This window comes from Methanosarcina sp. 2.H.A.1B.4, assembly GCF_000979385.1.
Classification (GTDB): domain Archaea; phylum Halobacteriota; class Methanosarcinia; order Methanosarcinales; family Methanosarcinaceae; genus Methanosarcina.
This window is the reverse complement of record NZ_JJOV01000090.1, coordinates 76,408-88,091: the sequence shown is the minus strand read 5'-3', so window position 1 is coordinate 88,091 and position 11,684 is coordinate 76,408. Positions and strand designations below refer to the sequence as shown.

Here is an 11,684-nt window from a genome sequence, read left to right as displayed (position 1 = left end):
TGATATATTCATTAAGGCATATCTGAGCTATTGAAATAAGTACTCGTTAAGATTAATGATCAGATTTAACTGCGTACAATAATTTATAAATACTTCTGATGCTTCTGTTTTCATATGACACATTATCTGATTGAATTTAGATTCCACGGTTATGCGAAATATAAAATCAAAATGTGGGTAGACGAAGTCAATCAGAGATTCGGGCTGAAATCTAAAAGAGCGATTCCTCATATTACACTAGCAGGCCCGTTTACTACCGATGACGAAACTAGACTGATCAGAGATTTCAATTTGTTATGTTCAAACTACTCGCTAATAGATTTCAAGGTAAACGGGTTCGGCGCATTTGAAGATGCCAAAGTAATATTCCTTGACATAACCCCAAGCCAGATTTTAGAAGAGTTTAGATGGAACCTTGCTCAAATGCTCAAGCCATACTGTAATCTCAATAAGTATGATTATGAACGGAAATATGAATTTCACTCAACAATTGCAATGAAGCTACCCGATGACAAATTCGAAGGGATAAAACTATTCGTTGCGGGGAAAGACGGACTGAAATTCAAACATATAATGGTCAGAGCAACTCTTGTGAAAGATCAATTAATACTACGGGAATATGACTTTATTTTAAGGAGACCATTGGGAAGGAAATTGGCACTGGATAGGGAGATTTATACTCACACATTGAATTTATTAAATGCATACTTTGAAGGTAGTTATAATCCAGGTGAGTATTTAAGCGAGAGAATTGAGATCCCAAAAAAAAGCATGATTGATAATATCAAAAGTGTATTTAAAAGATCAAGGATTTTTGTAACTTCGGATTTCCATTTGGATCATACGAATATTATAAAGTATTGCAGAAGACCGTTTCTGGATACTGCTGATATGAATAAAACACTCGTGCAAAACTGGAACAATACCATCAACAATAAAGACACCGTGTATTTTTTGGGGGATTTGGCTTATGGAAGAGGAGGTCGGTCAACAGATTATTGGTTAAAACAGCTAAACGGAAACATTTTTTTCATCAAAGGAAATCATGATGAATCAAATGAAATTAAATTTCATGATAATTTTATCCTTGAATATGCAAATCACAAATTCTTTTTAACACACCGACCCGAGAATGTTCCTTCCAAGTGGAATGATTGGGCTATTTGTGGCCATAATCACAACAATAACCTCCGTGAGTACCCTTTTATTGATAAAGAAAATAAAAGGATAAATATCTCAGTTGAATTGACAAAATATAAACCAGTTGACATGGATTTAATTATTAAACAGATAAATTAGTGATGCTTCTCATTAAGGACATATTTTAAATTGAAATAAATAGGTCTTTTGCGCCTAAACTCTACTTTTGCCCAACAAATATTCGAGTTTTACTGATTAATGAGGCAAAATGGCATAAACTCAGTTTCTTTAGTGCAGACTTCGTTTTTAATTCCTCCCTCTTTACGGGGTGAATTTATTTCCTGAATTCCAGGGTTCTGCGCCGCACGAAAAAGCTCTTTCTGCCTGTAAATTTTACGATTTTCCTGAAAAACATCCTGCTTTGAGAAGACTGAAAGCAGGCAAGGGAACCGCTTTGCCTATAAAATCGGTTTACCTTAAAAATACACTGTGAACCTTAAAAATAGGGGCTATACCTTAAAAATAGGGTGGTTACCTAAATATACAAACATCACAAAAATATTTACAGTAGGACAGAGTTAACTCCCTATATACTTCTATTTTTAACTGAAAACTTGGATCTATATTGTCCTAATATATAAAAATATAGTAATATATTTAAAGATGGAGACATACTCTATCAATTATTAACCAACCTGAAATGAAATCTCAAAAATATCAAAATTAATTGGCGTTCGGCACATTTAAATAAATCTATTGAGTGTGTGTAATATAATAGCGGGGGTTAAATCACTGAAAAGAGTTATTCTAAGCATACTCAAAAACCATAAGAATAAGTGGATTAGACTGGATAGCCTAGTCGATCAGCTCGTAAAATCTAAATATCACATCTCCTTGGACGAACAACAATTATTTATGTTTAGACAAGCAATGACAGAACTAGTATCCGAAAATATCTTGATCAGGGCAAAAAACCCCCAGGTTATCTCTTTTTATCAACTTGATGAAAAATATCTCATCAACTCGACCGCTTTTGCTCCCATATCCCTGTTATCTGACAAACAGTTATACCTAGAATTGACTACAGGACTATTTCACAGACTAGGTAACAATTATTACCTGCAGCATTTGCAGGAATATAAAGAACATCGCCCTTACATCCTCAGGATAAGCGACCTCGTGTCCAGCAGACCTGCAGAAACTCTCACTGCAAATGAAAGAGCATTCGAATTATTTGGTGACGAAAAAGCGTTGACATCCCCAGAACATGCTGCTTTTGACGGGAATGCAGTCCTGAAAAACCTTGAGCTAACTCTTGAGGATATAGGAGCCGAAATCGTCTATGAACCGTTCGTATATACAAGATCCAAAATGTTTGATACGCGAGATATTACACCAGTTCGCACGATCCTGATTGTAGAAAATAAGGACACATACTGGACACTGAAAAATGCAGTTTTACATTCCGATCTTGATTATATCGATATGGTCATATACGGAGAAGGAAAAGCCATTCTCAGTACGTTCAGATATATAGAAGAAGTCGGTGGACGGGTTAATGACCGCTATTTCTATTTTGGTGACCTGGACCGCGAAGGAATTGAAATTTTCAACCTATTTAGGAAAAAATATTCTGAATATGAAATCGTACCAGCAGTGAAATATTACGAATACATGATCAACAAGGTCGGAGTAGAGAATGCAAAAGCTATTCGGACCCACCAAAAAGTAAAGGATTACAGCTCTTTCATAGGCTATTTTTCAGACACCACAGGGCACAACATCAAAACAATCGTCGAAAATAACCTGTACATCCCGCAGGAAGCAATAAATAAGACAGATATAAAGGAGCTGAGGGTCATTGGATTACAATAAACGATTTGTTGACTGTGCTCAGCGAATGAATAATATGAAGTGTTATTTCCCGTTTTTTTACATATATCTGAACCCTTTCAAAGATAAAACCTATGACTTTGACATACCTTTCTTGGCTCTGGACACTCTCAGCTTTTTATTTGAAGAAGGAAAACTGAAAAATAGGACCTTACCTCTATCCGAAATTGAAGCTCATTATACAGGCATATTAAAAGCCATGTATCCTGACCAAAGTTTCAGTCCTCAGGAAATCCATGATATTGCTATGGCAATCACTCGAATTCTGGAATCTCCAACCACAGCTGGTAAGAGGTTCAATTTCAGTTATTCAAATTACGCTGTTCCGAAGGAAGAATCATTCTACCTGAGCTTAATTACATATGATCTCAAGACATCAGCATATGAAATATCGGATACAGGTCTTGACCTGATGATTAATACCAAAGAGTTGTTTGAGGAAGCTAAAATCGAGATCAGCCTAATTTTGGTTCAATACCAGCTCAAAAACGGGTACTTCGACAACGCATTACAAACAGTCCGTGGACTCAGCGCAGCTGTTTACAGGTTAAAGGACGAAAAAAAGTCCGTGCTTGAACAGCTTATGTATACAGGTATTGATGCATTTGGAACATATAAAGAGTTTCGGGACCGTGTGCAGGCACAACTGGACACGGAAAATACACTGTTTTTAGACGTGAACGGACACATCGCACGAATGATCCATGAACTCGAAGACCGTCTAGAAAGCGATGATATCTCCGAGAAGTATGCTGACAGAGCCCAGTACCAGATTTTGTTGGACATTAAAACCGAGTTTGAATCGTGCTTTAATCTATACACGGGCTTGGTGTCTGAGTATAATGGTTTGTTCAGAGAATTTGAGAATATAAGCAAGATCCGCCTGCAACGACTCGGATCAAAACGGTTCATGTTCGAAGATACTATGAAAGAACATGTATGTGCCAACCTTCCTAATGAAGTGCATGTGAAAAAAGTTCACCCCCTGCTATTATCACACATCCAGAAAAGGTTCAACCCCTTGATAATATATGAACCTCAGCAGATACTCCGAAAAAAGGTCGAGCCGATAACAAAAATTGAAAGAAAAATATGGACCGATGAGCTGAGTCTCGATGACCAGATAGATGAAAACCAGATGACATATTTTGTAGAATACTCTAAACTGTTGCTTGATCTGCTCACGACGTCACAGAATATAGATTTAAAGACATTTTTGAGTGAGGTTATGTGCAGAAAAGGGTTAACCGCGTTGCAAAATCCCAGCCTGATCCAGTTCTTGGTCGAACTCAATATTGCTGCAGAAAATACTACTAATAACGATTCCGAACTGCTTACCAACGATCCGTTCGTGACTCTGTTTGACTGTGATGAGATATGTAAAGCCGAGAACAGAACCCTCAGGATGATCGAACGTTCAATCTCTGAAGCGCAGTCCTTCATGGAGATACCGATTAACAAATTAAAAATCGTATCCATCCCAAAAGACACTATCACCATAGATGAAAATGACAAGTCAAGCATCAAAAACATGACGTTTTCAGTGGAGTGGTAATTAATGACATTTGAAAAGAAATCGATGGAAATTGCCTTCGAAATGCTGACTGAAATTCTCAGGAAAAACGGAGTCTATTCACTTGACCTCTCAAAAAAGTCCTGGTGTCTGAACCCTGAACAGGAATCTGAGATTATGGAAGCGTTTGAGTTTATCATCAAACAAATGGGCCTGATCATGTGTGTAAGGAATAAAGTCATTTATCTGAGTCCTGGTGTGGACAACCCTGTGTACGGGATGACACTGGAAGAGATCAAGGTCCAGTTAAGCCAGAGTTTTACAAACCTGCATGTGTATACCGCTTTCTTCATTATACACGTAATTATTACTGAGTTCTATAAAGAATCCATGCCCGAGACCCAGCGTGCATTCATCCTTAAGTCTGATTTGATAAATGCAATCAACACTAAAGTTGATGCATTGTCGACACACACCGAGCTCGATAAGCTCAGTGAAGAGCATAATTACAACTTTTCCGAAATACGAGACCTGTGGAAAGAATTGCCTGTCATCATGCATAGGAAAGGTAGGGATGACCCAATTGAGACAGGGAAAAGTTCTAGGTATGCACTTGTGAATACAACACTCAAATTCCTTGAGGCACAGGACCTTGTCCATGTACAGGAAGATATGATCAGGTTGACTGAACGATTCAAAGCAATCATCGATAATGCGTATCGCAATGAACAGGTCCAGTATGGAATTGCACAGGTGATTGAATCTTTAACATCGACGGAGGTTGATGAATATGCCAACAATTAATTCCGTGCGGATAATCAATGCAGTTTTCAATAACGGACGCGGTACATATGACAATTTCACACTTGACCCTGAAGGGAATGGTTTTGTGTATGAACTTGCAAACGGTGGTGGCAAAACTGTTTTGTTGTTGCTGATGCTGCAGTGTGTGTACCCGAACTCCAAACTTGAAAACAACAAACCATTCAAACTAATGTTCGAGGGCGGAGACAAAAACAGGACTACACATGCCATGATCGAGTGGAAGTTGGATAAAGGAATACACAACTATAGTTATGCTGTCACAGGAATATGTGCAAAGAAAAAGATTGCATATGATGGTAGCGAAAAAGATGAACTTGACTATTTCAACTACGTCATATTTTATAACCACTCAAACGAGTATGATATCCGCAAGATCCAGTTATGTAAAACCTACGAAGACGGCTCCCTGGAAAGTGTAGTGTCGTACTCGGACACTCAATCCCTGCTCAAAAACCTTGAAAAGAACAAGCCTCAGCACTGTGAAGTCCATGTCTTCAACAGGAAAGAAGAATACATGGAGTTTTTAAAGCGGTTGGGCATAATCAAAACTGAACTTGAAATCATACGCAAGATCAATGAAAACGAGAACAAACTGGATACGTACTTCAAACGATATGACACGTCCAGGAAACTATTTCAAGACCTGCTCATACCCACAACATCAGAATGTCTGAAGGACAAGTCTCGTGTCCAGGGCTTGCAGAGCTCTGAGGACAGTACTGACAACATCGCAGAGTCCGTGTTTAAGTTCAGAGACAAAATCTTGGCTCTAAAGGAGCTGCAGAGCAATCTGGGAGACTACAGGACATTACGGGACGAAGCGGCAAAACTTGAACACTCCGTCAACGCTGTCATTGGGGTATTTCAGGCCCGCGATGCCACAGTACACGAAGCAGCTGTCCAGTATAGGTCATATGAAAGTGCCGTGCAGGAACTCACCCATCAGATAGCTGACCTGAATGCCCAGATCAGTGAAGTTGAAAAAGAACATAAAGAATGCGAGATTGGCAAGCAATTCAACACGTTAAGGGTTTTAGAATCCGAACATAACCTCATGAGAATTGAACTGGATGATCTGATTAGAACCAGGACAGACATCGCCGATCGTCATAACAAAGCAGAATATGACTGGAACTTTGCCCGTGCCACGGGGAAATACGTACAAATCAAGGAAAGACGCGGAAAAGTAACAGAACGTGAAGAACAACGAGCAAGCCTGGAAAAAAGCAATGAAGAACTGTACAGCACACTTAATCGGATGGGGTCTGTTCTGTTCTCTCGGTATTCCGCTATTCTTCTTAATCTACAGGAGAATTACAATACGAAAAAGAAAGAACAACGTTCCATGGGAGTAGAAAAAGACCGTATCGTGAAATCACACGGCAAATGTGAGGAAGCTCTTAGAATCTCTCAAGAAGATCTGGACAAGAAAGAGGCAAAACTCAAAAAACTTGGGCAGCAGGAATCGGACACTCGCAAACAATTAAGTGCCAACCCACAACAGCCCCCTGCATTGTTTGATGTCGAGGAGGAGCGTAAAAGAACTAGGGAAGACATCATCAGTCGGAAACAGGATCTTGAAAACACGAAAAGTGAAAGCAAACGCTTGATTGAAGAAAAACACAAATTGGAACTGAAACAAATCAAAGTCATCAACCAGAAAGAATCCGCAGAAGGCAAAATTAAAGAGTTTTCACAGAAAATGAATGAGTATGACTCTAAACTGAAAGAAGTACAGGAGATCTTCGCAACATACGATACAACAGACATTGTTGATTGTATACTCAAGTTAGAGGACGAGTCGACTCGTTATACCAAGGAAAAGGTTTTGGCAAAAAACAAGCTGGATCGTTTAAAGAAACGGCTTGAATTTATAGACAAGTATGGGTACGATATTATTGATGATTCCATTGAAGAAGTAAAAGCCAAGCTCGGTGACACTTTCAAAAACGCCATTTACGGAATGGATCATCTGAAACAGTTGGATGAAGCTGATCGTGTAGCTGCACTGCAGAGGATTCCCTGGCTTCCAAAAGCCATGTTCGTAAGCAGTAACGATCTCAAATCAATCACCAACAACCCATTTAAGCTTGCAGTCTCTGTTCAGGACTCCTCGGTTGTCATTGCCAGCATTGATAAGTTCAATTCCAGTGAAGTCTGTTCAACAGGAGACATATTTGTTCCTCATCGGGATACCAACCACTACATCAACCTGCTCTCTACTGAAAAAGCAAAAGCAATCATCGAAAAGGATGTGGATTCGGCCACTAGAGACATCGAATCTGCTAAAAGATCCATCGAAAAAATAAGAAAAATGGAGTACACCGTTACTTCGTTCAAAACAGAGTATGTTGACGGATATCCAAACGGGTACGAGTCATATTTAAAGGATCAACTGGATGGTTTCAATGCTGAACTGACCAAACTGAATGAGGCTCTTTCTTCTCTTGTAGATCAGATTCGTGACACAGGAAACAGGTTCGATCACAGCACGTCTGTAGAATCGGCCCTGGAGAAAACGATATCGGATTTGACCAAGAAAGAGAAGCTGCTTGATATCCTTTATCGCATCGTGACCGAAAGTTCCGAAGTCGAGACCCAGTTCGGTGAGTTGAAGTTGCTTATTCCTAAGTACAAAAAGGAACTGGAATCGATTGACCTCCATAAAACTATGCAGGAACATGAACTTCAACAAATGGCCGAATGCATAAAGCAGCTTGAAAAGGAACTGAATGTTGCAAACGACCACGTTGAAAAGTTCAAGAATTATGCAGACAGGCCAGTAGACGAGATGGGTGCCATCGGAACAGAAGAACTGCACAGCCAGTTCAATGGTGTTGAAGAAGCATCCCGTGAAGAAAGAGCCAGCGTTATCAGACTGAATGATGAAATTGCCGATCACAAGGCCAGAATAAATGAGCTGACCAAAGACATCATCGAAGTTTTCAGAATTCCAATGGATACCCTCGAACAACATGATCCACAGACTGCTTATTCAGGCGAATACATTGCTTCTCTGGAAAAACACAGGAATGATCTTGTGTCCCAGCATGCTCAACAGGATGAAAAATGCAGGAGTGCTGAAGTAAAGCATAGAGTTCAGAAGAAAGAATTTGACGCTGGAATTAAAGAGTACCATAATGTATCGGGCCGTGAATATATCCATGACCCCGATCTTACGGATTCAGAAGAGTTCAAAAGAGAGTTAACTCGCTTGAATACTCGGGAATTGGATTTGAATAGGTCATGGTCCAGTCTCAAACGCAAAGTTCAGGATACTGATAAAGTAAGGGAAACTGCCCAAAAGGAATTTGGCATGTTTAGCGTGCTTGAGGGCGAATATGGGTTGAGCAAGATTACAGTGAATATCACAACCGAACTCAAACCCGTTACTGAAATTAGCAAGCAAATAGGAGAACGGAACGAGTCCCTGAAAACAGTAAAGAACTCTTTCACCCATGCTCGCCAGCAGCTTCGTGAGACTGCGCTGGAATTGAAGGTAGGAGCCTACTATAGTGACTCGTTTGACGTTAAGTTCAGGGACCCAGAGTCTGCCCAGGAAGCAAACCAGACTGTCATAAATGTTACAGAGTATGTAAAGGAACTGGATGGAAAGATCCAGCATGTTGAATATGAATTGGAGGGTCTAGAAAAGGACGAAAACAACATAATAAACCTTATCATGCAGTGTAACAGGATATACCTTGGTTATCTGAGAGAGTTTGCGAACGCTTCTAAGATAAAAACTCATGAAGGTACTGTCCGTCCTATGATCAGCACAAACCTGGATGCATGCATATACGATGAGGAATTGGCTGTTCGTAATGTACGGGAGTATGTTGGTAAGATACTGGGTAACAAGGACATAATACTCGATGATGTCCGTAAGATGACAACACCCACGAAGCTGATTGAATGTGCAGTTGATATGAATGCAATCAGGGTACATGTCCTCAAGGTTGACATCCAGAAACATACCCCCCAGCTGTGGGATAACATCAATGCGTCGGGCGGACAGATCAATGCAATGTACATGATGTTCTTAGCAGTGTTATTCTCCTACATCCGCAAGATTGTCATCGACCAGTCAGCTCTGGCCACATCAAAGATCCTGATTGTTGATAACCCGTTCGGAACGACAGGTTCTGCCTACCTGTGGGACGATATATGGGCAATTCTGGAGAAGAACAATATTCAGTTGATATGTCCCACTCACATGATCAACCCCAAGATCAGGTCTTTCTTCCCGAAAAGCTACTTGTTGACGAACAAGTTCTCTGTGGACAACGCTGTGAAGGTCTGCATAAAAGAAGCTACCTGCAATGAAGCGAGTGTGAAACGCACGAAAGAATTCATGTATGGCCAGCTGACCTTTGATGAAAAGTTTGAAGCTGAGCCTTAAAGGGAGATTTCCCCCTTTCACTTATTAAATGTCGTTGTCTATCAATTGGAAACCACACGAGCTCAATGTGGTTACGAACAGGAAAACCTGGTCGTTGAATTCAGCTCACCCTCGTCAACTTGTAGATGAATTCTCTTTTTTCTTTTTTGATTCGTGTTTCATACTTACTTTTTTTGAATATCACGTTGTTCCATCCCACTTTCCGCAGATGTCTTCAAAAAACTGATCTTTTTCTTTCACCATAAAAAGTTATGCATAAATCTAAAAAATTAGTCGCCTAAAATATTACAAAATTAAAATTTAGTGATAAGTATCGCGGTAAATGATTGGTGTTCTGAAAAATATCAAAATTACAGAGACATCTGCGGAAAGTCAGTTTGGTTTGTCACAGTACTTACCTTGACAATCTCATCCTATTGCACCAACTCTAAATCTCCAGGCTTCCAGCTCTTATCGAACCAGGGTTCCAGCGGGCCGTATAGTCGTAAGATAACGCAATAGCCTTTGTCGGGTAGGGTTTGGATCCAATTGCCTTCTTTTCCTTCTGGCGCATGTGGTCCGAACCAAACCGTATAAGAACCATCTTCGTTGGGTTTGACATCCGGGCTGTTGCTGTCGAGCCCACCTGACTTCTGATCGGTTTCCAGAATGGAGCGGTGCTGGGATGAATACACCATGAAAGACCAGAAATTCTTGGCGGGGATCGGCGCTGGCAGTGTAACACTGTACGTCCTGCCGCCATCCAGATAGCGCTCCTGTGCATCATGGGCCGTAAACGCATAGGCTGATCCCATGCCTACTTGCGACATGGCCATGGCAGGCGTGATCCCGGTAGCAACATAGTGAAAAAATATGCGGTCATCGAGAACCAACTCACCATTGTCCATAAATTCATGACTGCCACCGGCAAAGGGTGTGTACCATTGGCGATCCGGGTAGAAATAAACAGCCCTGTTGCGCGGCCTGAAAGAAACGGCTCGGGCTGAGGCGTTAGCGATGGCTGCGGCTTCCTCCAGGATTTTCTGCATGCGGGCATCTGGCGCAAAGGGTTGGCCTTTTTTGATGCCGATCGAGGCGAAAAGCCCCACCAGTTCCGGGTTGAAAGCGTTGGCCGGTTCATATTGAACCACGGCATTTAGCTCTTCATAGAAATGCCCATTGTTGGGATGGATAGTGTTGATCTTTTTGCCAGACAGGTCCACGAATTTTTGTGACGGCGGCTCCTGGGCTTGTGCCAGGGGATAGCAGTGAAAGCCTTTTTTGAACATGCTGATGGATTTCTGCAAATTGCCATCTGGCATAATAATGCGCAAGAAAAACCAGTTGCGGTAGGTAGCCGACTTGACGACAAAATAACCTTCGGGGATATCGCCCTCGTAATCTGGTCCAATAAATAAATACTTGCCGCCCCTACCCTGGTCCGGTCCGACAAGACCAATATCGCTAACATAGCGGAAGAAAGCATCGTCGACTGCCCCCAGAACAGGCACGCGGATATCCAGTACGACGGGGCCATCCTTCAAATCGAGTTCTCCAGTGATATAAGGTGTCGTGGTATTGGGCGTCAAAAACAGGGAACGGGCATCCATTAAATTCTCGGTTATTCCCACATCGCATGGTTCCTGACCGGCGTCTTTGAGTCCTTCCAGCATGGCATACAAAGAGGCTGCCGGCATACCGTTCAGAAAGGCGTGTACGCCTCGTGACAGGTCTAGAAAATCGTAAACTTTCTCTATCGTTGTTTCATTGGGCAACCCATCGAAAAATTCGAGGTATCCGAGGTATTCGGTTTCCACCTTGTCCGGTGTGAGCACGAATTCCGGTACTTTGGCGGAATATTTTGGTTTTGGGGTTTTGCTGTTACTCATTTTTTGTCTCCTTTACATTTGAAAATAGGGTTGATCAAATTGG

General features: G+C 41.1%; 6 protein-coding genes. 5 read left to right on the top strand and 1 reads right to left on the bottom strand.

What is annotated here, in order from left to right:
* The first annotated feature begins 114 nt into the window (after positions 1–114).
* From EO92_RS16830 to EO92_RS14960, 5 genes are all read left to right on the top strand, one after another.
* Positions 115–1,299 carry a 2'-5' RNA ligase family protein gene (locus tag EO92_RS16830; protein ID WP_052734381.1) on the top strand — a complete coding sequence of 395 codons (1,185 nt, stop codon included), beginning with the start codon at positions 115–117 and terminating at the stop codon, positions 1,297–1,299.
* Between the two features lie 969 nt (positions 1,300–2,268).
* A complete protein-coding gene (locus EO92_RS14975) occupies positions 2,269–3,015 on the top strand; it encodes a Wadjet anti-phage system protein JetD domain-containing protein (protein ID WP_235283365.1) in 747 nt (248 codons plus the stop codon).
* A 25-nt stretch (positions 3,016–3,040) separates the two neighbouring features.
* On the top strand, positions 3,041–4,588 hold the full coding sequence (locus EO92_RS14970; RefSeq protein ID WP_156165851.1) for a hypothetical protein: 1,548 nt from the start codon (positions 3,041–3,043) through the stop codon (positions 4,586–4,588).
* Positions 4,589–4,591: 3 nt separating this feature from the next.
* Positions 4,592–5,350: a DUF6063 family protein gene (locus EO92_RS14965; RefSeq protein WP_048172783.1), complete on the top strand. Its 759-nt coding sequence runs from the start codon at positions 4,592–4,594 to the stop codon at positions 5,348–5,350.
* The gene (locus EO92_RS14960) at positions 5,337–9,773 is read left to right on the top strand and encodes a hypothetical protein (RefSeq protein WP_048172781.1); all 4,437 of its coding nucleotides are present in this window, start codon (positions 5,337–5,339) and stop codon (positions 9,771–9,773) included. Before EO92_RS14965 ends, EO92_RS14960 begins: the two co-directional genes overlap by 14 nt.
* A 413-nt stretch (positions 9,774–10,186) precedes the next feature.
* Here EO92_RS14960 and EO92_RS14955 read toward each other — a convergent pair whose 3' ends face one another.
* Entirely contained in the window at positions 10,187–11,641 is a 1,455-nt protein-coding gene (locus tag EO92_RS14955) for a DUF1254 domain-containing protein (RefSeq protein ID WP_048172779.1), read from the bottom strand.
* Between the last annotated feature and the right edge of the window lie 43 nt (positions 11,642–11,684).

Bases quoted from the DNA above. Each gene is read 5' to 3' on its own strand.
- EO92_RS14970 (WP_156165851.1), top strand. From the start codon at position 3,041: ATGAATAATATGAAGTGTTATTTCCCGTTTTTTTACATATATCTGAAC.
- EO92_RS14960 (WP_048172781.1), top strand. From the start codon at position 5,337: ATGCCAACAATTAATTCCGTGCGGATAATCAATGCAGTTTTCAATAAC.
- EO92_RS14965 (WP_048172783.1), top strand. From the start codon at position 4,592: ATGACATTTGAAAAGAAATCGATGGAAATTGCCTTCGAAATGCTGACT.
- EO92_RS16830 (WP_052734381.1), top strand. From the start codon at position 115: ATGACACATTATCTGATTGAATTTAGATTCCACGGTTATGCGAAATAT.
- EO92_RS14955 (WP_048172779.1), bottom strand. From the start codon at position 11,641: ATGAGTAACAGCAAAACCCCAAAACCAAAATATTCCGCCAAAGTACCG.